Here is a 23,715-nt window from a genome sequence, read left to right on the forward strand (position 1 = left end):
GGGCATTCTCTTTCTTAACCCTCCGCCAGGGCTACCTGTACCGCCGTTCTCTGACGATAGTTCTCGTAGATCCCTAATGCCAACAGCGAGAAGAAAATCGGCCCGCCGACCATCCATAGCGTACTGTTCCAGTCACCGGAATCCATCACCGGCTGAATAACGGTGAAGATATTGGCGAACGCTACCACCAGTACCACTATCGTCGTTGCCAGCAGCGTACTTATGCGGCTTTTGAACATCACAAATGGACGATCGAGCTCGGCTTTGGCCTTAAAGAACGGGAACGCGATCGCCAGGAACAGATACGGCAAGGTCATCGAGACGTTAGCCATCAGCGTTAGCTTGTTATAAAACGCCGAGGCGGTATCGCCGCCGAAAGAGACCAGCAGAATAAACAGACTCACCAGCAGGCATTGCAGCCACATGGCGTTAGCCGGCATACCGTTGGCGTTGACTTTGGTCATCATCGTCGGCCACAGCGCTTTCGGCGTCCCCTGAATGATCGCCTTCAGCGGTGAATAGCTCAGGGTGAAGAATGCGCCGGTATAGGCGAGGAACATCGACAACCCGGTAATGCGCGCAAACCATACGCCGGTCAGCGCCGCCGCCTGCGGCGACAGATGCAGCGCTTGTCCAAGCGTTGCGCCAAGGCTGGTCATCAACACGTAGGTGATATTGCCGAGGTTGGTACTGTGGTTGCTCAATACCTGCTGCCAGTTGGCGCTGACGCCCCACAGCACGATGGCCAGCGAGTAGCCGATCGAAATCACCAGCGCGGCGATAATAATGCCTTTGGCAAAGTTCCTTTCCGGCTTCTCGGTTTTATCCACCAGCCCGCCGACCGCTTCAATCCCGCCATAGGCGAAAATGGCGAACACCACGAAAGACAGCATCGCCAGACCCGATTGATATCCTGGATTCGGCGATGCGGTGAAATCCAGCGGCTGGGCGAAATGACCGCCGTTCAGTAGCAGAATCGCCCCGCTCACCAGCAGCAGTACCAGATTCAGGCACATCACCGCGATACCGCCGACGGCGGTAATTTTGGCAATCTTATTTATCCCTTTCGCCGCCACCAGCGTCACCAGCACCATCCAACAGGCGGCCAGTACGCCGACGGTTTGCGTCGAGGTTAAGCCGGCAAAAGCCCAGCTCTGAGTTTTATCCGCGCCGAACAGAAAGGTCGAAAACGGGACCCAAATTTTCGCCGCGGTGCTGACCATCCACACCACATAGGATGAAAACCACATAAAGGTGCCAATAAATGCAAAGCGCGGCCCGACGCTACGATTCATCCACGAATAGATCCCGCCCTCTTCCTTACGATAGGCCGAGCCCATCTCCGCCATCATTAAGGCGAAAGGAATAAAGAAAAACAGCGCCGAGAAAAGATAAAACGGCATCGCGCTATAACCCATCAGATAAAACGCCGAAGGGCTATTGGCAAAGCCAAACACCGAAGTGAAGATCATTAATATCAGCCCAATCAGGCTCATCTTCTTGATTTGTTGAGGCATAAACCGATCCAAACGTGAGCGTCGCCGAACGACGTCGCCAGGTAAGCAGAAATAGAACGCGGATCCTAGCAATATTCCAGTTTGAAATTGTGGTTATTAGGGCTAATGCAGTCGGGAGAACTGTAAAAATCTTTGAATGAAGGGGATAACGCTAACGACGGGAAACGGCTTCCCTCTCCTCATGAAAGGGAAGCGCAGTTAATCAGGCGCGATCGACGGTGAACGAGATCACTTCGCCGATGGTCTCTACCCCCAGTGCCAGCATCACCAGGCGGTCTACGCCCAGCGCGACGCCGGAACAATCCGGCAGGCCGGCTTCCAGCGCGGCCAACAGGTTATAGTCGATGGGCTGCTCCGGCAGGCCGCGGGCCGCACGTTTGCGGTTGTCCTGCTCAAAACGCTGCTGTTGTTCGCGCGCGTCGGTTAGTTCATGGAAACCGTTCGCCAGCTCCATCCCCTTGTAGTAGACCTCAAAGCGTTCGGCGACGCGGTGATCTTCGGTGCTGATCTGCGCCAACGAAGCCTGGCTTGCCGGGAAGTGATAGACGAAAGTCGGACGTTCTTTACCGATGTGCGGCTCTACGCCCATGGTGAACAGCAGCTGCAGCAGCGTATCGCGATCTTCTTCCGTATCAGCGATATTACTGAGATCGAGTTTTGCCGCCACTTCACGCAGCTGGGTTTTGTCCGCCGACAGCGGATCGATCTCCAGATAGCGCTGGAAGGCCTGTTGATAAGAGAGGCTTTCCGCGGGTTGGCACTCGAGCACCTGCTGCAGTAAATCGTCAACTTCGTTAATCAGACGGTACATGTCGTAGCACGGACGGTACCACTCCAGCATGGTGAACTCTGGATTGTGGTGGCGGCCCATCTCTTCATTGCGAAAGCTTCGGCACAGCTGAAATACCGGCCCGCACCCGGCGGCCAGCAGCCGCTTCATGTGGTATTCCGGGCTGGTCATCAGATACAGATTCAGACCCTGAGAGTGGCCGGGGCCGACGAAACGGGTTTCAAACGGGAACATGTGGATATCGGTCACCGTTGCCTGACTCATACAAGGCGTTTCCACCTCCAGCACGCCGCGGTCGGTAAAGAAACGGCGAATTTCCGCCATTACAGCCGCACGTTTTAACAGATTTGGAATGGATGCGCTCGGCTGCCAGGTTGCCGTCTCGCTCATGGTACTTTTCTCCGATTTCATACAAGGGCACGAAGTCTACTCGCAACCGTCGAGTGAAACAAATTTTGTGCAATCCGGCGGCGATATTACATCCTGATAATTTATTGCTAACTTAATTGCATAAATAAAATTGATAAATCAGCGCACGGATTGATAAAAAAATCGAACGCGTCAATTTTCCCCAACATCCCTATGGCTATACTCATTTACCTATAAAGGAGCAGTGATACTTTTTCGCCAGCCCGGCGGCGAAATACACAAAAACTGGAGGAATGTCGTGCAAACTTTTCAAGCCGATCTTGTCGTCATTGGCGCAGGCGGAGCAGGTCTTCGCGCAGCCATCGCCGCTGCGCAGGCTAATCCAAAAGCCAAAATCGCACTGATTTCAAAAGTCTATCCAATGCGTAGCCATACCGTCGCCGCTGAAGGCGGTTCTGCGGCGGTCGCGCAGGATCACGATAGCTTTGAATACCATTTTCACGACACCGTCGCCGGCGGCGACTGGCTCTGTGAACAGGATGTCGTAGACTATTTCGTACACCACTGCCCCACGGAAATGACCCAGCTTGAGCTGTGGGGCTGCCCGTGGAGCCGCCGCCCGGACGGCAGCGTCAACGTTCGCCGCTTCGGCGGGATGAAAATCGAACGTACATGGTTCGCCGCCGATAAAACCGGCTTCCATATGCTGCATACCCTCTTCCAGACCTCCCTCCAGTTCCCGCAAATTCAACGTTTCGACGAGCACTTCGTGCTGGATATTCTGGTCGATGACGGCCAGGCCCGCGGCCTGGTGGCAATGAATATGATGGAAGGCACGCTGGTGCAAATTCGCGCCAATGCGGTCGTCATGGCTACCGGCGGCGCTGGCCGCGTCTATCGCTATAACACCAACGGCGGCATCGTCACCGGCGATGGCATGGGCATGGCGCTGGGCCACGGCGTCCCGCTGCGCGACATGGAGTTCGTCCAGTATCACCCAACCGGCCTGCCGGGCTCGGGGATCCTGATGACCGAAGGCTGCCGCGGCGAAGGCGGTATTCTGGTGAATAAGAACGGCTATCGCTACCTGCAGGATTACGGCATGGGGCCGGAAACGCCGCTCGGCGAGCCGAAAAACAAATACATGGAACTCGGCCCGCGCGATAAAGTTTCTCAAGCCTTCTGGCACGAGTGGCGCAAAGGCAACACCATTCCGACGCCGCGCGGCGACGTGGTTTATCTCGACCTGCGTCATCTCGGCGAGAAGAAACTGCTTGAACGCCTACCGTTCATCTGCGAACTGGCGAAAGCCTATGTTGGCGTCGATCCGGTGAAAGAGCCCATTCCGGTGCGCCCGACCGCCCACTACACGATGGGAGGCATCGAAACTGACCAACAGTGCGAAACCCGCATCAAGGGCCTGTTCGCCGTCGGAGAATGTTCCTCCGTCGGTCTCCATGGCGCCAACCGTCTGGGATCCAACTCGCTCGCCGAGCTGGTGGTCTTTGGCCGCCTTGCCGGTGAGCAAGCCATGCAGCGCGCAATGGCAGCGGGCGAAGCTAACAACGCGGCGCTGGATGCGCAGGTCAACGACGTTGAAAACCGTCTTAAAGACCTCGTTAACCAGCAAGGCAATGAAAACTGGGCCAAAATCCGCGATGAAATGGGTATGTCGATGGAAGAAGGCTGCGGTATTTATCGCACGCCGGAGCTGATGCAGAAAACCATCGATAAGCTGGCCGAGCTGCAGGAGCGCTTTAAGCGCGTGCGTATCACCGACACCTCCAGCGTGTTTAATACCGACCTGCTCTACACCATTGAGCTGGGCCATGGTCTCAACGTCGCCGAATGTATGGCGCACTCCGCTATCGCGCGTAAAGAGTCACGCGGCGCCCACCAGCGCCTCGATGAAGGCTGCACTGAACGCGACGACGTCAATTTCCTCAAGCATACGCTCGCCTTCCGTGAGGCCGACGGCAGCACGCGCCTGGAGTATGGCGATGTGAAGATTACCACTCTGCCGCCTGCTAAACGCGTCTATGGCGCCGAAGCGGAAGCCGCTGAGAAGAAGGAGACGACCCATGGCTGAGATGAACAAACTGAAAGTTGAAGTGGTGCGCTACAACCCGGAAGTCGACACCGCGCCGCACAGCGCTTTCTATGAAGTCCCCTACGACGAACAAACCTCGCTGCTCGACGCGCTGGGCTATATCAAAGATAACCTCGCGCCGGATTTAAGCTACCGTTGGTCGTGCCGCATGGCGATCTGCGGCTCCTGCGGCATGATGGTCAACAAGGTGCCCAAACTGGCCTGTAAAACCTTCCTGCGCGATTATACCAAAGGGTTGAAGGTCGAAGCGCTGGCCAACTTCCCGATTGAGCGCGATCTGGTGGTCGATATGACCCACTTTATCGAAAGCCTGGAAGCGATTAAGCCTTATATCATCGGAAATAACCGCACGCCGGATCAGGGGCCAAATAAACAAACTCCGGCGCAGATGGCGAAATACCATCAGTTCTCCGGCTGCATCAACTGCGGTCTGTGCTATGCCGCCTGTCCGCAGTTTGGTCTGAATCCGGAGTTCATTGGCCCGGCGGCGATCACCCTCGCCCATCGTTACAACGAAGACAGCCGCGACCACGGCAAAAAGGAACGTATGGCGCAGCTCAACGGCCAGAACGGCGTGTGGAGCTGTACGTTTGTCGGCTTCTGCTCCGAAGTTTGTCCGAAGCATGTCGACCCGGCGGCCGCCATTCAGCAGGGTAAGGTAGAAAGTTCGAAAGACTTCCTGATCGCCACCCTGAAACCACGCTAAGGAGTGCACTATGACGACTAAACGCAAACCCTACGTGCGGCCCATGACCTCCACCTGGTGGAAGAAGCTGCCGTTTTATCGCTTCTATATGCTGCGTGAAGGGACGGCGGTGCCGACGGTCTGGTTCAGCATCGTGCTAATTTACGGCTTGTTCGCCCTCAAGCACGGCGCCGAAAGCTGGGATGGCTATGTGGCCTTCCTGCAAAACCCGATTGTGGTGATCCTCAACCTGATCACCCTCGCAGCCGCGCTGCTGCACACCAAAACCTGGTTTGAGCTGGCGCCGAAAGCCGCCAACATCATTGTTAAAGGCGAGAAAATGGGGCCTGAGCCGCTGATTAAAGGGCTGTGGGCGGTTACGGCGCTGGTCAGCATCGTGATCCTGTTTGTCGCGTTGTTCTGGTAAGGAGGCTGATATGATTAATCCCAATCCAAAACGTTCCGATGAACCGGTGTTCTGGGGGCTATTTGGCGCAGGCGGTATGTGGGGGGCGATTATCGCGCCGGTGATGGTGCTGCTGGTCGGCATTCTACTGCCGCTGGGGCTCGCGCCTGGCGATGCTTTCAGCTACGAACGCGTTTACGCCTTCGCCCATAGCTTCATCGGTCGCCTCTTTATCTTCCTGATGATTGTTCTGCCGCTGTGGTGCGGCCTGCACCGTATCCACCATGCGATGCATGACCTGAAAATCCACGTGCCGAACGGCAAATGGGTCTTCTATGGCCTGGCGGCGATTTTAACCGTCGTCACCCTGGTCGGCGTGTTATTTATCTGATGCAACATCTCGCCCGGTAGCAATCTGTTACCGGGCTCGCTTATCGACAAAATCACCCTACTTTTTTCCTGCCGCTATCTACACTTAGAGAAAAAGCGGTAAGGAAAATACCTATGCGTCTGCTGCCAGTGTTAACCGTGGTTATCGCGTCATTGCTGAGCGTTGCGTGCAGCAATCCCGTTCCTCCCGCTGGCGTGACCGTCGTCAGCCCATTTGAAAGCCAACGCTTCCTCGGCACCTGGTATGAAATCGCCCGCTTCGATCATCATTTCGAAAGCGGGCTGGAAAAGGTTACGGCGACTTACAGCCTGCGCGGCGATGGCGGCATTGATGTGGTCAATAAAGGTTATAACCCTGACCGCGGCATCTGGCAGAAAACAGACGGCGTTGCCTGGTTCACCGGCGATCCCAACCGCGCGGCGCTGAAGGTCTCTTTCTTCGGCCCCTTCTATGGCGGCTACAACGTCATTGCGCTGGATAAAGAGTACCGCCATGCGCTGGTTTGCGGGCCGGATCGTGATTACCTGTGGCTACTGGCGCGCACGCCGAAGATTTCGCCGCAGGTGAAACAGCAGATGCTGGATATCGCCACCCGACAGGGCTTCGACGTAAGCAAACTGATTTGGGTTAATCAGCGCTATTAATGCGCGCTCATTTTCAGCCCGATAATGCCGATCACAATACAGGCCAGGCTCGCGATACGCATCGGGCTTGCGGATTCGCCCAGCAGCACAATGCCGGTTATCGCTGCGCCAACGGCGCCGATCCCGGTCCACACCGCATAAGCGGTACCCACCGGCAGTGATTTCATCGCCCACGATAGCAGCGCCATACTGACGACCATAGCAGCAATAGTAATCACGCTTGGCAGCAGACGGCTAAATCCATGGGTATATTTGAGGCCGACGGCCCACACGACTTCCAGCAAACCGGCGATAAAGAGAATGATCCAGGACATAAGGCTCCAGTAATGGGGCCGTCCCCGAATGAGATACGCTCACGGGTCGTCCCGCAAGGTGGTTGAAAACGCCGGGATTATAAACAACGGCGCCGTGAATGTGAAGACCGGTACGGCGCAAGGCCGTACCGGTAATGTTTAATTCTGAGCTTTGGTCGCCGCGCCAGAGATAGCGCTGCCGCCGTCAGAGATGTCTTCACCGATACCACGCGTGGTGTTACATGCGGTGAGCACAGAGGAAAGGACCAAAACAGTAAAGAACGCCGCAATCGTTTTTTTCACCATAATATCATCCTTATAAACAGTTTTTGTTTTCTTGCCCTATAAGCATAGCCAAACTGATTCAGAATGAAGGGATAGTCGCGTTTTTTAAGAGAAAAAGAGGTTCAGGGTGAACTGAGCAAAATGAATTGCAGGGAAGGCAGATGAAATGAGACTAGCTAACGGCGTGAGAAATCGCGTGCCCCAGCCCCTGGATATCCTCGCCAATACCGCGGGCGGTATTGCATCCAGTAAGCAGCGCGCCGCTGAGCAGCAGCAAGGCAAGAAGTTTGAGCATCTGGTTCATGTTAGTTCTGGCGCGAAACTGAAGGCGCAGCAGCAAGGCTGCGCCCACCGTCTCAAAGCATGAATTACTTCACGCGAGATACGTATTCGCCGGAGCGGGTATCTACTTTGATGACTTCGCCAATCTGAACGAACAGCGGAACTTTAACCACAGCGCCAGTGGACAGAGTCGCCGGCTTGCCGCCAGTACCTGCGGTGTCGCCTTTCAGACCCGGATCGGTTTCAACGATTTCCAGTTCAACGAAGTTAGGCGGGGTCACAGCGATAGGCTGACCGTTCCACAGGGTTACGATGCACTCAGCCTGATCCAGCAGCCATTTAGCATTGTCGCCGATAGCTTTAGCATCAGCAGACAGCTGTTCGAAGGTTTCGTTGTTCATGAAGTGCCAGAACTCACCGTCGTTGTACAGGTAAGTCAGGTTCATATCGACAACGTCCGCGCCTTCTGCAGAGTCGGTGGACTTGAAAGTTTTTTCTACACGGGTGCCGGTCAGCAGGCGACGCAGCTTAACGCGTGCGAATGCCTGACCTTTACCTGGTTTAACGAATTCGCTGGCTTCAACCGCATACGGTTCGCCATCCATCATGATTTTAAGACCAGCACGAAAATCGTTGCTATAGTAAGTCGCCATAAGGCCCTCTGAAATTGTTTAACTTGGTAGCTAAGCCACAAAATGGCGCATATTGTAACCCTAAATACCCCATCCAGAGAAGATTGGATCACGCAACTTGCCGATGTTGTGACCAGTCCCGATGAACTATTGCATCTTTTAGATCTGGAAACAGATGCAAACCTATTGGCGGGACGTAATGCGAAGCGTCTCTTCGCGCTGCGCGTGCCGCGCGCGTTTATTGCACGAATGGAGAAAGGAAATCCCCACGATCCTCTTCTTCGTCAGGTACTTACCGCGCAAGAAGAGTTTATTGCCGCTCCTGGTTTTTCCACCGATCCGCTGGAAGAGCAACACAGCGTGGTGCCCGGCCTACTGCATAAATATAGCAACCGGGCGCTATTGCTGGTGAAAGGCGGCTGCGCGGTCAACTGCCGCTACTGCTTCCGCCGTCACTTCCCCTATGCCGAGAACCAGGGTAATAAACGCAACTGGCAGGCGGCGCTGGAGTACATTGCCGCCAATCCGCAATTAGATGAGATTATTTTCTCCGGCGGCGATCCGTTGATGGCGAAAGACCACGAACTGGATTGGCTGCTGACGCAACTGGAAGCTATCCCGCATATTAAACGGTTACGCATCCATAGCCGCTTGCCGATTGTCATTCCGGCGCGGATCACCGAAGGGCTGACGGCTCGCTTTAGCGCCTCCTCGCTGCAGATATTGTTAGTTAACCATATCAATCATGCCAACGAGATCGGCCCGGAATTCCGGGCGGCAATGGCGCTGCTACGGCAAGCGCGCGTGACGCTGCTCAACCAAAGCGTCCTGCTGCGCGGTGTTAACGACAATGCACAAACCCTGGCGAATCTCAGTAATGCGCTGTTCGATGCCGGGGTAATGCCCTACTACCTGCACGTGCTCGATAAAGTCCAGGGCGCGGCTCATTTCATGGTAGAAGACGAGGAAGCTCGTGCCATCATGCGTGAGCTATTAACGCTGGTATCCGGATATATGGTGCCAAGATTGGCACGTGAAATAGGCGGCGAACCGAGTAAAACGCCGCTGGATTTAGGTTTAAAGCAACAAAACTAAGTTTTTCTGCCGGCCCTGTCCGGCAGATACCTAAATGACAAATGCGTTTGCCTGGCAAATAATAGATATAAAATTTTTCACCAGCGTTATCCAGAAGGCAGTGTTTGCTTAACATTTATAATTATATATACGCGTATCTATTAAATGATGCGCTAATAAGACATCTAAAAAAGCAGTGAAAGTATATTGGTTGCAACCATAACAATAAACATCACCACAATCCATCTGGGTAATTTAAATGCTGTCCCTCTGCGACTTTCGATTCGATTATCACTTACAGTATCTATAACTTCGTACCTTTCACTCTCCTCGCACTCTCTATCACTTACAGGATCCTCTACATTCGCTGATAGATTCGCTTTCACCTCTTCCGCTTTGGTCACTGGTGTGATCACAGCATCCGTAGCAAGGATAAATCCGCGTTGTCTGACGGTAATAATGATATCCTGAGATAATCCAGCCTTTACCAGTGATTTTCTGAGCAATGATATATTTTGGTAAAAGGTGTTTTGCGCAACTATTACCCCCCTTGTTTTCCAGACTGTTTCCAGAAATTCCTCACGTGAAATGATCCTTCCATTACTTTCTATTAGCAACAATAAACAACGAGCGGTCGGCCCATTTAAGTTAACGGTAGTGCCATTTTCATTAACAGTTCGCAACTCACTCATATTCACATCAAAAATAACTTCATCGTTAATGATAAATTCACTAAATGCCATAATGTCTTCCCTTTTTCATTAGCTATGTGAAATAAACATGAAATTAATGAAATTCCATCTTTAATGTTGAGCGAATAGCCTTGAACAGGCCTGCTATTAGATGGCTTCACATATCAATCATTGAGTCTCGATTTTGCATCCAAGATAAGACTAACATGATATTTAAACTGAATGGAAGCCAGAGACACCGCACAACATTCATCGAATCAACGCTATCACTTATAGTTCAAATAAAAATGTGAATCGTTCCTTTGAACATTAAAAAATTTATTCAATTAAAATTCACATGCATTTTCCCTAACGGCGAATTAGATTCCTCAGTGCTCCCGTCTTAAGCTAAATGCAGGCCACCATCTGCTTATTAGCCTAAGGGACAACAAGGAGTACAGAGATGGGATAGTGTAGTTCTTGGGCAATTATCGGATAATTAGACAAACCAATAATTAGCAATTAGAGCGATATCTATTTCAAGGATTACGTATTTATACATGGACAAATAAATGAAAAAAACAATCGTAGCTGTTATGGTTGCTGCATCTGCAGTTCTGAGCGCTCAGGCAATGGCAGCTAACACTGCTGAAGTGACCGTTCTGGGTGAAGTCAATGACTCCTCCTCTTCTTGCGTAGTCACCCCGACAGGTACTCTGAACAACGGCATCGTTCGTCTGACTTCTGTTACCACCAGCGAAGCGAACGCGCAGGCTGCAAACACCCTTTTCAAAAGCCAGAAGTTTGGTTTTGATGTTTCTGATTGCGCCAAAGGCAGCAGCGATCCGGCAACTGGCCTGACTGTTGCTGTTACTGGTACAACCAGCAGCGATGCGGCCATTCTGGACAACACCGCTGACGACGGCGCAGCTGGTATCGGTATCGGTATCGCGAAAGTAAGCGACGGTTCTCGTGTTAAGTTCGATGGTTCCAGCACCATGTCTGAAACCTACACTGATGGTTCCGTCACTTCCCTGAACTACTATGCTGGTTATGTGAAAGTAAATGCCACAACTGCTGTAACCGAAGGTCCAGTTAAAGGCGTTGCAACCTTTACTATCGATTACACCATCTAATTCTATTTTAAAGGGCTCGCCGTCTGGCGAGCCCTTTTTTCCGTTTAGAGAAATGCTATGTTAAGCACCGTATTTAAACTTTTCATTCCCTTTTTTTTATTGATTAGCGGTTTTGCACATGCTGGCATCGTCATCGAGTCAACTCGCTATCTCTACAAAGAGGGTGCCCGCGAAATCACCGCCCAGATAGAGAACAAAGACGGTATTCCTTACTTAATTAAGTCCTGGATTGAGACCCCAAAAGGGCAAACACCATCTTTCACGGCTACTCCGCCGCTATTCCGACTTGAAGCAAAACAGCAAAATACCGTGCGTTTGTTTTCAACCAATAATGTCACAGCGCCAACCGATCGTGAATCTGTATTTTATTTCAACGTTATGGCTATCCCGCCTGCTGATGAGACCAACGCCAAAAACAATACGATTCAGCTGGCTGTTCGCCACCGTATGCGTCTGGTGTATCGGCCAAAATCGCTGTTTGATATGAAACCGAATGAGGAAGCGGCAAAACTCCAATGGAGTAAATCAGGCAATAAATTGTTCATTAAAAACCCGACACCTTTCTTCTATTACTTCAACACAATAAAAATTGGCAGTGCCGAAATAAAAAATGAAGTAAACACGGTCCCACCGATGGAAACAAAAGAAGTAACGTTAAAGGGAAATATAAACGCATCAAGCGTGACATGGAAAATAGTTAATGATTATGGTGGGGCTGGATCGCTCTATTCATCACCGTTGTAATTGGGAACTTTTATTAACGTTATAGGGATGTGTTTATGCAAAATAAAAATAAAGAGCTATTCAAACTATCAACGCTCTGCATCACTTTGTTGCCAGCGTTTTTTTGTGGTTTGGATAACAAAGCGCAAGCACGTGATTTCTTCGATCCCTCATTCATCAATTCATTGAATGGTAGCGATCCTTCAAACGCCCCAGATTTATCTATTTTTGAAGCCAGGAACGCTCAGGCACCCGGGGATTATCGGGTGGATATTGTCTTCAATGGCCAATATCTGGATACCCGTACCATCAAGTTTGTTATTGATAGTCATACTACCGACAAGAGTGATGATATCAAATTAGCCCCCTGTTTCACTCTTAAAGACCTGGCGGAATATGGTGTCAGAGTGAAATCCTTCCCAGCGCTGAAAGAAGATGCCAATAACTGCGTTAATCTAACAGCAATACCGGATACAAAAGCGGATTTCGATTTTACTGCACAACGGTTAAATATCTCTATACCACAGGCGGCATTATCCACCGTCGTGCAAGGCTTTATTCCGGAAGATCAATTTGATGAAGGTATTAACGCGCTGTTAATGAATTACCAGTTCAGCGGCTCGAATGATTTCGAATCAGAAGATGAATACTATAGCCTTAACCTCCAGTCCGGTTTAAATCTTGGTCCATGGCGTATCCGAAATTTGAGCACATGGAATAAAACGAAAGGTGAATCCAGCAACTGGGAATCAGCTTACCTGTACATGCAGCGCAGCATTCGCCCTCTTAATAGTAATCTGGTAATGGGTGAAAGCTCCTCGCTTTCCAGTATCTTTGATAGCGTGCCGTTTACCGGGATTCAAATGGCAACGGATACTTCCATGCTGCCGGAGAGCCTTCGCGGCTATGCGCCAATTATCCGTGGGATTGCAAAAACCAACGCCAGGGTGATCGTTAAACAGAATGGCTACCAGGTATATCAGACCTACGTCGCGCCCGGCGCCTTTGAAATCACCGATATGTACCCAAGCGGCGGTAGCGGCGATCTATACGTTACGGTAGAAGAATCGGATGGCTCAAAGCAAGAATTCATCGTGCCGTTCGCCACGCTGCCGGTGATGGTACGCGAAGGCCAGCTGCAATATGAAATCACTTCAGGTAAATATCGTCCATATGATGACGGTGTCCATGAAACGCCATTCACCCAAGCAACGATAAGCTACGGTGTATCCAGTAGCCTGACGGCCTACGGCGGGATGCAAATGGCCTCACATTATCAGGCATTGTCATCCGGTCTCGGCTATAACCTCGGCGATTTCGGCGCCGCGTCAGCGGATGTCACCCAGGCCTGGTCAAAAATGCAGGATCGGGAAAAGACTTCGGGACAGTCCTGGCGAATCCGCTACGGTAAAAACATCCTTGATACCGGAACCAACATTACCATCGCTGGCTACCGGTACTCTACTGAGGGATTTAACACTTTATCCGAGGTGCTGGATAGCTATGCTAATGACGGTAGCTATACCACCCGTTCATTACGCAATCGAACCAACCTGACACTCAACCAAAGCCTGGGTAAAGGGCTCGGAAGCCTCTCTATTAGTGGTCTGGTAGAGGATTATTGGGATGATAAACGCACCAATAAATCTATCAGCGTTGGCTATAACGGTGGGTTTAAAAACGTGAACTTCTACCTGGGTTATAGCTATAGCCGCTACACCTGGGGCGGCAATAGCTCTAATAAAGATGCCCAGGACGATCAGCGTATAACCCTGACCGTTACCCTACCGATCAGCAACTGGCTTCCTGGCACCTATACCAGCTACCAGCTCACAAATAGCAATCCAGGCTCAACGGATCAATCGGTTGCAATCGGCGGCGTCGGACTGGAAAACGATAGTCTGGACTGGAGTATTCAGCAAGGATACAGCAACCGCGAATATTACAGCGGCGACATGCGCGCCACTTATAACAGTTCTCAAGGAAGTGTTAACGCCGGTTATAGCTACGATCGCGATAGCCAACGTATTGATTATGGTGCCAACGGCAGTATTGTCGCGCACACCGACGGCATCACTTTAGGTCAGGACATTACCGATGCAGCCGTACTGGTTAAGGCTCCAGGGCTGGATGACGTCAAACTGAGCACCGATAACACCATTTCAACCGACTATCGCGGCTATGCCATTGTGCCTTATGTTACCCCTTATCGTCGCACCGATATCACACTCGACACCGCCACGCTTGGCGATGATATGGAACTACCGGAAACAACGCAAACCGTGGTGCCGACTCGCGGCGCTATCGTGCGGGCCAACTACGACGGCAAGATTGGGCAGCGCGCCTTTATTCACCTGAAAACTGTCAGCGGCAATGATGTTCCTTATGGCGCTATGGTCTTACTGGCTGGTGATACGAAAAGCCAGGCCAGTATCGTCAGCGATGCCGGGATGGTCTATATGTCCGGGCTGCAACCAACCGGAACGCTCAACGTGCAGTGGGGAAAAAGTTCTAACCAACAATGTAACGCTCCATTCACGCTGCCACCGCGGGAAGGCAAAACCGCTGGTTTAAGTCAGGTTGAAGCGGTTTGCCGCTAATCATCATTTAAGGACAGATATTGATGAAAAGAATATTTTTTCTCTTCGCGCTTCTATTAATTTGCAGCGAGGCGGCTGCAAAATGTACCTATACAGGGAGTATTCGTCGACAAGCTTTTACCATCAACGCGAAGATCCCTACCGATGACTCAATTCCCGTAGGGAGCGTGTTATATTCAACAAAGTATGGTACTCAAACTTATAAAAATTTTTCATGCAATCAGAATACTAACGATCAATACATCACCGAAATTAGTACACCTGTCGTTTCTGGAGTCACGGGAATACAGGGAAAACCGGTTTATGAGACAGGTATCGATGGTATAGGCTTTCAGGTTTCCGATCTGCTGGAAAGTAGAAATGGCGCATTAGTTCCTGCCGTGGCAGGCTCAGTTCTGGTACCGTTTGAGAATACTTCAGATAATTACTATAAATTCATCACCGTGTGGTTTATCAAAACCAAACAGATCATCGACACTTCAGGTTCGGATTCAAATCCGTCAATCAGTTTTTCTGTCGGCAACCCCACAACTAACCCCGGAACTACCGAAAAACTCTTATATACGACGAATATAAAACTCAAAAGCACCAAATACCAGGTGACCTCTTGTGACATATCGCCATCCAGTTCACAAATAACATTGAACAGGATAAAGAAAAGCACCTTAATGTCTGTCTCCCGCGGTGGAGTCACCCCCGAGCAGAAAAACATTTTATTAACGATTAGCTGCCCAGCGGGTTCCATCGGTAATACATTAATGTACTGGTTTAACCCGGTAGGAACGGCCAGCACATCTGGCGATGGTATCATTGATAATATGATAACCGATAGCTCTGGCGCTAAAAATGTCGGCATCATATTCAAACAGACAGGAACTCCGCTGGTATTTTATGATATGGATAGCTATAGTTTCAATAGCGCTGCCGCATCACAAATAATCAACCTGACCGCTGATTATTATCGTCAGAGCAATAGCGTCGATAGTATCACAAACGGTAAAGTTAAAGCGATGTTAGAAGTAGTAATCCAGGAACAATAAACACAGCGCGACACGCACAGGAAAATAAAACTTTACTATGCGTGCCGCTTACATATAAAAACAACGAATATGAAATAATAATTCATAAAATAATCACAATGCATCACATTGAAATAGTCGAACAGTTATTTTTATATTCTTGCTGCTAATCAGAACCGTTCGAGTATCAATGGACTCATAATACAACAAAAAGGATATATAAATGAAACAACTAACTATCTTTGAAATGGAGAGTATTTCCGGTGGTTACTCATGGGATTTTTCCTCATTTCAATCCAGTATTACCAGTATAGTTTGTAATGGCGTTGAGGCTGTCGCTTCAGCCGTTTTACTGGGGACTGGCATGGCGGCAATGGGAACGCTTATTGGCGGTACCCAATCTGGAGCAAATGGCGGCATTCTCGGTTTTGGTTTGCTAGGCAATGCCGTCGGGATGGTATGGGGATTAATCGTGGGTGGAGTCACCGGGGCAGTTAATGGTGCTGTTATGGGATGGGATGCCTCTGTCGCTCTGGTTGAAGAGGGTATTCAAGGCCTGCTGGCTGGCACCTTCATGCCCTGGAAAAGCTAATTATTGATATGCAAGATGCATTTAACAGCCTGCAATAATATTTTTAATCAAAGGAAATGATTTGTGAAAGAACTTACAGTTTTCGAAATGGAAGCGGTATCCGGGGGCTATAGCTGGGACTTTTCTTCTATACAGTCAAGCATCACTAGCCTGGTAAGCAATGGCGCTGAGGCTGTCGCCTCAGCAGTTCTTGGCGCTGTTACCTGGGGAGCGTTTGGGACTTTATTAGGCGGCACCCAATCCGGGAATAATGGGGGCATCCTTGGCCTCGGTCTGATCGGCAACGCTGTAGGGATGGTCTGGGGATTAATTGTCGGCGCCGTAGGTGGCGCAGTAACTTACGCCGCTCTGGGATGGGAAAAATCTGTAGAATACTCAAATGCAGCATTCGAGGCGGTAGTTAAGGGTACTTTTATTCCGTGGGGCCAGTCCTAATAGTCTATTTAACCTTAGACGAGGTAAGACCTAAAGGCTCAAAATTACTGAGCCTTTTTATTTCACTTATCACTAATATGAAAAATCATGGCTAATAGTCTATATCGCAAGGAAGCGATCGAATACAAAAGAAATCACTGGAAAGGGAAAGCCTTGTTGCTCGCCGGTTTACCTGCCTGGTTAATCACTTTGTTATCGGCATTATTTCTTATCGCACTTATTTGCGCATTGATATTTTGCAAATTTACTCAACGTGTCGATGTTCAGGGCGAAGTCATTACCCTTCCTCACTCTATAAATGTTTTTGCACCTCAGCAAGGCTTTATCGTTAAACAACATGTTAAAATAGGCGATATTGTTAAAAAAAACCAACCTCTTTACGAAATTGATATTTCACGCAGCACCACCAGCGGCAATGTCAGTGCAGCGCAAATTGAAGTCATCAATGAAAAGATTGCTAACTCTGATGACATCATTAAAAAACTAGAAGATAACAAAAATCAGACATTAAATGCGTTAAATGCGCAGTTAAAAACCACCACAGCCTCTCTGAAGGAGACCAACCGTATGCTGGTCAATACCCAGGTAGGTCTAAAAAAAATGCACGACAATCTTTCCAGCTATGATAAATACCTTAACAATGGTCTGATAACTAAAGACCAATATAACTATCAGCACTCTCTATATTTCCAGCAACAGAGCGCCTATCAGTCGCTGGTGAGTCAAAAGATGCAACTGGAATCGCAAATCACGCAGCTGAACAGTGATAAAATCACTAAAGCAGCCGACTTTGACAACCAAATATCCAGTCAATACAACCAGTCCAATGATTTTAAAAATCAACTCGTTGAATCCAATGCCAACGGCAATATTATTATCAAATCGACCAGTGATGGCAGAATTGAATCGCTCTCAGCGACACTGGGTCAGACGGTTGATAACGGTAGCAGCCTGGCTCAGATCAAGCCGACTGGTAATGTTGAGTATTATCTTGTGCTATGGCTGCCAAATAATACCATCCCGTATTTAAAACCCGGGGATACTATTAATATTCGCTATGATGCGTTCCCATCGGATAAGTTTGGTCAGTTCCCAGGGAAAATAATATCAATATCTTCTATGCCGGCATCACGACAGGAAATGTCTGAGTATACCAACGTCAATAATGGAACACCTCAGCAGCAAGAACTGGCATTGTATAAAGCGATTGTCAAAATTAAAGATAAACAGTTCGAATATGACGGAAAAACGCTAAGTCTGTCCAACGGGCTTAAAGCACAGGCAGTCGTCTTCCTTGAAGAACGCCCTCTCTACATGTGGATGTTTACTCCGGTTTATAAGATTACTCAAAGCGTGAGCGGCCCGATTCATGACTAATGAACTGTTTGAAAAAATTACGGCGAAAGTTAATTTTTCAATCTTGAAAAAGACGCCGGTAATATTGCAATCTGAAGCCGCCGAGTGCGGCATTGCCTGCCTGGCGATGATTTGCGGCCATTATGGTCTCGATATCGATCTCTTCAATTTCCGCCAGCGCTTTGGCAGCCCCTCTCAGGGGGTCACGCTGATGTCATTAAGCAAAACGGCAGAGCATGCAGGTTTAAAGAGCCGGGCGCTATCGCTCGATCTGGATGAGATCAGACAATTAAAGCTGCCCTGTGTTATCCACTGGGGAATGAACCACTATGTCGTTTTGACCAAAGTGCGTAAATCCAGCTTTATCGTCCACGATCCAGCCCTGGGTAAACGTATTATCGGCATCCAGGAAATGTCGAATAATTTTACCGGCATCGCGTTAGAGCTATGGCCCGATCAGAACTTCCAGCAGGAAAAAGCCAAATCTCGCCTGCGTTTGTTAGACCTGATGCGCAATATCGTTGGCTTAAAATCTGCGCTGCTGAAGATTTTCGCTTTTTCCGTCGTCGTTGAAGCCATCGGCTTACTGCTGCCGATAGGCACACAGTTAGTCACTGACCACGTGATCATGGCCCACGATCAGAGCCTGCTCTCGGTGATCTGTATTGGCCTGGTTTTCTTTACCCTCTTTCGCACCTTTATCAGCATGCTGCGCGCATGGACCTCACTGACGCTCAACACGTTGACCAACATTCAGTGGAAAACCACTCTCTTCGATCATTTGGCCAGCCTGCCGCTGGCATTTTTCGAAAAGCGTCATCTGGGGGATATTCAGTCCCGTTTCTCATCGCTGGATACCATTCGCTCCACGTTCACTAATAGCATCGTCAGCGGCATTATCGACTCGATCATGACGATCGGCCTTCTGATTATGCTCACCCTGTACGGCGGTTGGCTAACATGGGTCGTCGTTGGCTTTACCTTATGTTACGCCCTTATGCGTCTGGGAACTTATCGCTTCTATCGCCGCGTTGCTGAAGAACAGGTAATCAAAGGCGCGCGCTCCAGTTCACATTTTATGGAGTCGCTGTACGGTATTTCGACCATCAAAGCGCTGAACCTGAAAGAACGCCGCTCTCAGCACTGGCTGAATATCAACATCGACGCCTGTAATGCGGGGATCAAACAGACCCGTTTCGACATGATGTTTAGCGGTATCAATACCTTCATTACCGCTATCGATCAGGTAGCGGTACTGTGGCTGGGCGCCATTATGGTCATTGATAATGAAATGACCCTCGGTATGTTTATGGCCTTTAACGCCTACCGAGGCCAGTTCTCCCAGCGCGCATCCAGCCTGGTTGACCTGACCATGCAGCTGCGCATGCTCTCGCTGCATAACGAACGTCTTTCTGAAATCGTCTTCAGCGAACCCGAGCAAGAGTTGCCATCACGGGACGTCTTTTCGAAAGATGCCGGCGCCAGGCTTGAAGTCAAAAATCTTAGCTATCAGTACGATCCATTTTCACAGCCGATTTTCTCAAACCTGAACATCACCGTTGAGCCCGGTGAATCCGTCGCGCTGGTCGGCCCGTCCGGCGTCGGTAAGACCACGCTATTGAAAGTGATGTGCGGGCTGCTCTCCCCCACCAGCGGCGATGTGTTTGCCGATAATCTCGATATCCAGAAAATAGGTTTAAATAACTATCGCCAGGGAACCGCCTGCGTATTGCAGGAGGACAGGCTCTTTTCCGGTTCGCTTATTGATAATATCAGCGGCTTTGAAGACAACGCCGATCTGGATTTTGTCGTCGAATGCGCCAAACGCTGCAACATCCATGACGAAATCATGAAAATGCCGATGGGCTATGAAACCATCGTCGGTGAGCTAGGTTTAGGGATTTCCGGGGGCCAAAAGCAACGTATTTTGATTGCCCGCGCGCTTTATCGTAAGCCGAGCATTCTATTTATGGATGAGGCCACCAGCCATCTCGATTTAAGAAATGAGTCTGTTATCAACCAATCGATTTCAGGGCTCAGTATTACCCGCGTCATCGTTGCCCACCGCCCGTCAACCATCGCCTCTGCCGATCGGGTTATTGATTTGTCGCAATCAAAAATACCAATGCCAGCGTAAGGAGAAGAACATGCAAGGAACGTTTATTGGTTTTAACACCGCCGGAATTACCTATGAAGACCATTTCATGGCGCTGCTGCTGAAAGTACAAAACCAGAATGGCCTGTGTCGGACATTCTATTTACAGGCGCCGGCGCTGGCTGACCTGCTTATGGTCCTGACAACTCGAATGTCTGTTTTCTTACAACGCTTGCAGCAAAGCGACGACACGCTGAAAGAGGAACTTATTGCCTACAATAATGAGCTCATCGCCAATACCCCAGCAGTCGATATGGCAGAGGTACAAAACCCGAATCCGGAGCTGCGGATCATGTCGATCACATTGAAACCGGGGGTAAATGAGTCAACGCTGATCCTGATGCTGCAGAACGAGCAAATCGCGACATTACGCATTGAAGACCGACAGGTAGAGGCATTGATTCTGGGTATCAATCAATCTATAAAAATGGTTGCTGATACGAAATTAAATGAGTATCTGGCGCTGGCTCTGGATTATGTGCTGCTGTATACCGTCGATTTAACGACCCAACCAAACATTGAGTACCAGCAATATGCTCAGGAAGAGTGGAAGCTGAATTTGTTTAGCCACCATCTGGCCGTGTTATACAGCTACGAGCAGGAAGAAGGTAAAAAAGTACTCTCTGGCGCGGTGATTAAAACCAGCGCCGCGCATCAGTCAGATTTTGAAAAAAGTATCGTGCTGCGTCTGCTTGAAAAGAGTCAGAAGCTAAAACAGGTCCACAGCCAGCATACGCCGTATCAAATCTTCAGTAAGGTGATTCCATCCGCCCCGGGACAAATGCTAACCAGAGATGAATGTATGCTTTCGCTGCGTGAATTCTACGTGGCGACCAGAGCATCGCTTGAGGCATAAATTGTTAAGCACTCTCTGCGCAGGCAGAGAGTGCTTAACGCATCAGTTCGGGCACTTATAAACCTGGCCGTTCATCTGGCTATCGGTCGGGACAAAGCTCGACAGCAGGTTCTGCGTCGGGCTGCTCACGCCATAAATGACGTTACCGCCCATAGCCGCCGCCTGGTTACGTAGAGCATTCGCCGCGCCGCGCATAGAGCCGCCTTCATCGCCATTCTGGCCTGACAGCCAGTTGCTTTGCGTGCCGGTAGCCGTCCCTAACAGCTGACATTCCGTTCCTGGTTTATCTTCAACAAAACGCACGCTCTGGCCGCCTGCGGTTAATTCGTTGCTGGAACTGCAACCCGCTAACAATAATGCTGCGCCGACAATCCCTGCTAAATATTTTACCTGCATGTTATTCCCCAATGAGCTGGACGCACTGGCCCGGATGTAAACCTTATACTAAAAAGCCAGCAAAAAGAAAAACCCCCAGCCATTTCTGACCGGGGGTTTCTGCGTTTTTATGCCGTATAGCGCACGATTACATCATGCCGCCCATACCGCCCATGCCGCCCATACCACCAGCAGCACCTAAGTCAGGCGCATCGCCTTTCGGCAGGTCGGTCACCATGCACTCGGTGGTGATCATCAGACCAGCAACGGATGCCGCGTACTGCAGCGCAGAACGGGTGACTTTTGTTGGGTCAAGGATACCGAAGTCGATCATATTGCCGTACTCTTCGGTTGCCGCGTTGTAACCGTAGTTACCGTCACCAGCTTTCACGTTGTTAGCAACAACAGACGGCTCTTCGCCAGCGTTGGAAACGATCTGACGCAGCGGCGCTTCCATTGCGCGCAGCGCAACTTTGATACCGACGTTCTGATCTTCGTTCTGACCGGTCAGGCCAGCGATTTTCGCCGCAACGCGAACCAGCGCTACACCGCCGCCAGCTACCACGCCTTCTTCAACCGCAGCACGGGTCGCGTGCAGGGCATCGTCAACGCGCGCTTTTTTCTCTTTCATTTCAACTTCGGTAGCAGCACCGACTTTGATTACCGCAACGCCGCCGGCCAGTTTAGCCACGCGCTCCTGCAGTTTTTCACGGTCGTAATCAGAGGTCGCTTCTTCGATCTGCTTACGGATCTGAGCAACGCGGCCCTGAATCGCCGCTTCTTCGCCAACGCCATCGATGATGGTGGTGGTGTCTTTGTTGATAACAACGCGTTTCGCCTGACCCAGGTCTTCCAGAGTCGCTTTTTCCAGCTCCATACCGATCTCTTCAGAGATAACGGTACCGCCAGTCAGAGTTGCGATGTCCTGCAGCATAGCTTTACGACGGTCACCGAAGCCCGGAGCTTTAACCGCAGCAACTTTCACGATGCCGCGCATGGTGTTAACCACCAGGGTCGCCAGCGCTTCGCCTTCAACGTCTTCAGCGATGATAACCAGCGGTTTGCCGGCTTTCGCTACGGCTTCCAGAACCGGCAGCATTTCGCGGATGTTGGAGATTTTTTTGTCAGCCAGCAGGATGAACGGGCTTTCCAGTTCAACGGCGCCGGTGTCCGGCTTGTTGATGAAGTATGGGGACAGGTAGCCGCGGTCGAACTGCATACCTTCAACCACGTCCAGTTCGTCTTCCAGACCGGTACCGTCTTCAACGGTGATAACGCCTTCTTTACCGACTTTATCCATCGCTTCAGCGATCAGTTTACCTACGGTTTCGTCGGAGTTAGCGGAGATAGTACCAACCTGAGCAATCGCTTTAGAATCGGAGCACGGTACGGACAGCGCTTTCAGTTCTTCAACGGCGGCAACGACAGCTTTGTCGATACCACGTTTCAGATCCATCGGGTTCATGCCCGCAGCAACGGCTTTCAGGCCTTCGTTAACGATAGCCTGAGCCAGTACGGTTGCGGTGGTGGTACCGTCGCCTGCAGCGTCGTTCGCTTTAGAGGCAACTTCTTTCACCATCTGCGCGCCCATGTTTTCGAATTTGTCTTCCAGTTCGATTTCACGAGCAACGGATACGCCATCTTTAGTGATGGTCGGCGCGCCGAAGGATTTGTCCAGAACAACGTTACGGCCTTTCGGGCCCAGGGTCACTTTAACTGCATCTGCCAGTACGTTTACGCCGCGCAGCATTTTTACACGAGCGTCGTTACCGAATTTTACGTCTTTTGCTGCCATTTCTTTTATTCCTCAAATTCGTTCAGGGTCGTGCGAATTACGCTTCAACAATTGCCAGGATGTCGCTTTCGGACATGATCAGCACTTCTTCGTTGTCGATCTTCTCAGACTTCACGCCGTAACCATCGTTGAAAATCACGATGTCACCAACTTTAACGTCCAGCGGCTGCACAGTTCCGTTTTCCAGGATGCGGCCTTTACCGACAGCGATGATTTCGCCACGAGTTGATTTAGCTGCCGCAGAACCGGTCAGAACGATGCCGCCTGCAGATTTGGTTTCAACTTCTTTACGTTTGACGATCACACGATCATGTAACGGACGAATACTCATTGATAGCTCTCCTTCGAGAAAGTCATTATCAGTTATGGATGGCGCCGGGCCGTAAACGGTTTCCGACTAGTGCAGAGAGAGATGGGGATGGCCATTTACCGCTTCAAGGGGAAAATTAAAAAAAAATTTCCGCCTGTGCGCTGACGCGCAAAAATATTCGCGTGTCGGCCGCGCTTTCTGGCGCAAGGGGTTG

25 protein-coding genes are annotated in these 23,715 nt (G+C 50.3%); 15 read left to right on the forward strand and 10 right to left on the reverse strand.

The window, feature by feature from the left end:
- Positions 1-14: 14 nt before the first annotated feature.
- Together yjeM and epmA are read right to left on the reverse strand one after the other, a co-directional pair.
- Positions 15-1,517: a glutamate/gamma-aminobutyrate family transporter YjeM gene (gene yjeM, locus ABLV78_RS23105; RefSeq protein ID WP_047046296.1), complete on the reverse strand. Its 1,503-nt coding sequence runs from the start codon at positions 1,515-1,517 to the stop codon at positions 15-17.
- Positions 1,518-1,719: 202 nt separating this feature from the next.
- Entirely contained in the window at positions 1,720-2,697 is a 978-nt protein-coding gene (gene epmA / locus ABLV78_RS23110; protein WP_045380118.1) for an elongation factor P--(R)-beta-lysine ligase, read from the reverse strand.
- A 277-nt stretch (positions 2,698-2,974) separates the two neighbouring features.
- Between epmA and frdA the strand changes: the two genes are divergently transcribed.
- The 5 genes from frdA to ABLV78_RS23135 all read left to right on the forward strand — a co-directional run bounded on the left by frdA (position 2,975) and on the right by ABLV78_RS23135 (position 6,912).
- Positions 2,975-4,765, forward strand: a complete 1,791-nt coding sequence (gene frdA, locus ABLV78_RS23115) for a fumarate reductase (quinol) flavoprotein subunit (protein WP_032713498.1) — start codon at positions 2,975-2,977, stop codon at positions 4,763-4,765.
- Positions 4,758-5,492 (forward strand): fumarate reductase iron-sulfur protein, encoded by a 735-nt coding sequence (frdB, locus tag ABLV78_RS23120; protein WP_045362546.1) that lies wholly within the window; start codon positions 4,758-4,760, stop codon positions 5,490-5,492. Before frdA ends, frdB begins: the two co-directional genes overlap by 8 nt.
- A gap of 10 nt (positions 5,493-5,502) precedes the next feature.
- Entirely contained in the window at positions 5,503-5,898 is a 396-nt protein-coding gene (gene frdC, locus ABLV78_RS23125) for a fumarate reductase subunit FrdC (protein WP_045396402.1), read from the forward strand.
- A gap of 10 nt (positions 5,899-5,908) precedes the next feature.
- Positions 5,909-6,268 carry a fumarate reductase subunit FrdD gene (gene frdD, locus ABLV78_RS23130; protein WP_015368650.1) on the forward strand — a complete coding sequence of 120 codons (360 nt, stop codon included), beginning with the start codon at positions 5,909-5,911 and terminating at the stop codon, positions 6,266-6,268.
- A 113-nt stretch (positions 6,269-6,381) separates the two neighbouring features.
- Complete coding sequence (locus tag ABLV78_RS23135) at positions 6,382-6,912, forward strand: lipocalin family protein (protein WP_047046300.1); 531 nt, start codon at positions 6,382-6,384, stop codon at positions 6,910-6,912.
- Here the strand turns inward: ABLV78_RS23135 and sugE are convergent.
- The 4 genes from sugE to efp form a co-directional block, all read right to left on the reverse strand.
- Entirely contained in the window at positions 6,909-7,226 is a 318-nt protein-coding gene (gene sugE / locus ABLV78_RS23140) for a quaternary ammonium compound efflux SMR transporter SugE (protein WP_045380130.1), read from the reverse strand. The two genes, ABLV78_RS23135 and sugE, sit on opposite strands and share 4 nt — an antisense overlap.
- Positions 7,227-7,364: 138 nt before the next feature.
- Positions 7,365-7,511, reverse strand: a complete 147-nt coding sequence (gene ecnB, locus ABLV78_RS23145) for a lipoprotein toxin entericidin B (protein ID WP_015368653.1) — start codon at positions 7,509-7,511, stop codon at positions 7,365-7,367.
- A 151-nt stretch (positions 7,512-7,662) separates the two neighbouring features.
- Positions 7,663-7,794 carry an entericidin A/B family lipoprotein gene (locus tag ABLV78_RS23150; RefSeq protein ID WP_047066041.1) on the reverse strand — a complete coding sequence of 44 codons (132 nt, stop codon included), beginning with the start codon at positions 7,792-7,794 and terminating at the stop codon, positions 7,663-7,665.
- Positions 7,795-7,858: 64 nt separating this feature from the next.
- Positions 7,859-8,425, reverse strand: coding sequence for an elongation factor P (gene efp, locus ABLV78_RS23155; protein WP_003855940.1), 567 nt, complete (start codon positions 8,423-8,425; stop codon positions 7,859-7,861).
- A 42-nt stretch (positions 8,426-8,467) separates the two neighbouring features.
- On the opposite strand from efp, the gene epmB reads away from it, so the two are divergent.
- Positions 8,468-9,499 (forward strand): EF-P beta-lysylation protein EpmB, encoded by a 1,032-nt coding sequence (gene epmB / locus ABLV78_RS23160; protein WP_047046303.1) that lies wholly within the window; start codon positions 8,468-8,470, stop codon positions 9,497-9,499.
- A gap of 164 nt (positions 9,500-9,663) precedes the next feature.
- On the opposite strand, the gene ABLV78_RS23165 is transcribed toward epmB, so the two are convergent.
- The gene (locus ABLV78_RS23165; RefSeq protein ID WP_047046306.1) at positions 9,664-10,221 is read right to left on the reverse strand and encodes a winged helix-turn-helix domain-containing protein; all 558 of its coding nucleotides are present in this window, start codon (positions 10,219-10,221) and stop codon (positions 9,664-9,666) included.
- Between the two features lie 500 nt (positions 10,222-10,721).
- On the opposite strand from ABLV78_RS23165, the gene ABLV78_RS23170 reads away from it, so the two are divergent.
- From ABLV78_RS23170 to yjeJ, 9 genes are all read left to right on the forward strand, one after another.
- Positions 10,722-11,285, forward strand: coding sequence for a fimbrial protein (locus ABLV78_RS23170; RefSeq protein WP_045396419.1), 564 nt, complete (start codon positions 10,722-10,724; stop codon positions 11,283-11,285).
- Between the two features lie 57 nt (positions 11,286-11,342).
- Positions 11,343-12,029, forward strand: coding sequence for a fimbrial biogenesis chaperone (locus ABLV78_RS23175; protein WP_045396422.1), 687 nt, complete (start codon positions 11,343-11,345; stop codon positions 12,027-12,029).
- Between the two features lie 35 nt (positions 12,030-12,064).
- Complete coding sequence (locus ABLV78_RS23180; protein ID WP_047046310.1) at positions 12,065-14,608, forward strand: fimbria/pilus outer membrane usher protein; 2,544 nt, start codon at positions 12,065-12,067, stop codon at positions 14,606-14,608.
- A gap of 23 nt (positions 14,609-14,631) precedes the next feature.
- Positions 14,632-15,648, forward strand: a complete 1,017-nt coding sequence (locus ABLV78_RS23185) for a fimbrial protein (RefSeq protein WP_047046313.1) — start codon at positions 14,632-14,634, stop codon at positions 15,646-15,648.
- Positions 15,649-15,850: 202 nt separating this feature from the next.
- Positions 15,851-16,219 (forward strand): hypothetical protein, encoded by a 369-nt coding sequence (locus ABLV78_RS23190; RefSeq protein WP_047046316.1) that lies wholly within the window; start codon positions 15,851-15,853, stop codon positions 16,217-16,219.
- A gap of 63 nt (positions 16,220-16,282) precedes the next feature.
- Positions 16,283-16,654 (forward strand): hypothetical protein, encoded by a 372-nt coding sequence (locus ABLV78_RS23195; protein ID WP_047046318.1) that lies wholly within the window; start codon positions 16,283-16,285, stop codon positions 16,652-16,654.
- A gap of 87 nt (positions 16,655-16,741) precedes the next feature.
- Positions 16,742-18,031: an HlyD family secretion protein gene (locus tag ABLV78_RS23200; RefSeq protein ID WP_047046320.1), complete on the forward strand. Its 1,290-nt coding sequence runs from the start codon at positions 16,742-16,744 to the stop codon at positions 18,029-18,031.
- Positions 18,024-20,147, forward strand: coding sequence for a peptidase domain-containing ABC transporter (locus ABLV78_RS23205; protein ID WP_047046322.1), 2,124 nt, complete (start codon positions 18,024-18,026; stop codon positions 20,145-20,147). The genes ABLV78_RS23200 and ABLV78_RS23205 overlap by 8 nt, the downstream gene beginning before the upstream one ends.
- A 10-nt stretch (positions 20,148-20,157) precedes the next feature.
- On the forward strand, positions 20,158-21,021 hold the full coding sequence (gene yjeJ / locus ABLV78_RS23210) for a YjeJ family protein (protein WP_047046324.1): 864 nt from the start codon (positions 20,158-20,160) through the stop codon (positions 21,019-21,021).
- Positions 21,022-21,063: 42 nt separating this feature from the next.
- Here the strand turns inward: yjeJ and ABLV78_RS23215 are convergent, their stop codons facing one another.
- The 3 genes from ABLV78_RS23215 to ABLV78_RS23225 form a co-directional block, all read right to left on the reverse strand.
- Entirely contained in the window at positions 21,064-21,417 is a 354-nt protein-coding gene (locus ABLV78_RS23215; RefSeq protein ID WP_015368664.1) for a DUF4156 domain-containing protein, read from the reverse strand.
- Positions 21,418-21,544: 127 nt separating this feature from the next.
- Positions 21,545-23,191, reverse strand: a complete 1,647-nt coding sequence (gene groL / locus ABLV78_RS23220; RefSeq protein ID WP_015368665.1) for a chaperonin GroEL — start codon at positions 23,189-23,191, stop codon at positions 21,545-21,547.
- Positions 23,192-23,228: 37 nt separating this feature from the next.
- Positions 23,229-23,522 carry a co-chaperone GroES gene (locus tag ABLV78_RS23225; protein ID WP_003855929.1) on the reverse strand — a complete coding sequence of 98 codons (294 nt, stop codon included), beginning with the start codon at positions 23,520-23,522 and terminating at the stop codon, positions 23,229-23,231.
- Positions 23,523-23,715 lie beyond the last annotated feature (193 nt).

Origin of the sequence: Klebsiella sp. CN_Kp075 (genome assembly GCF_040065055.2) — a bacterium.
Classification (GTDB): Bacteria; Pseudomonadota; Gammaproteobacteria; order Enterobacterales; family Enterobacteriaceae; genus Klebsiella; species Klebsiella aerogenes.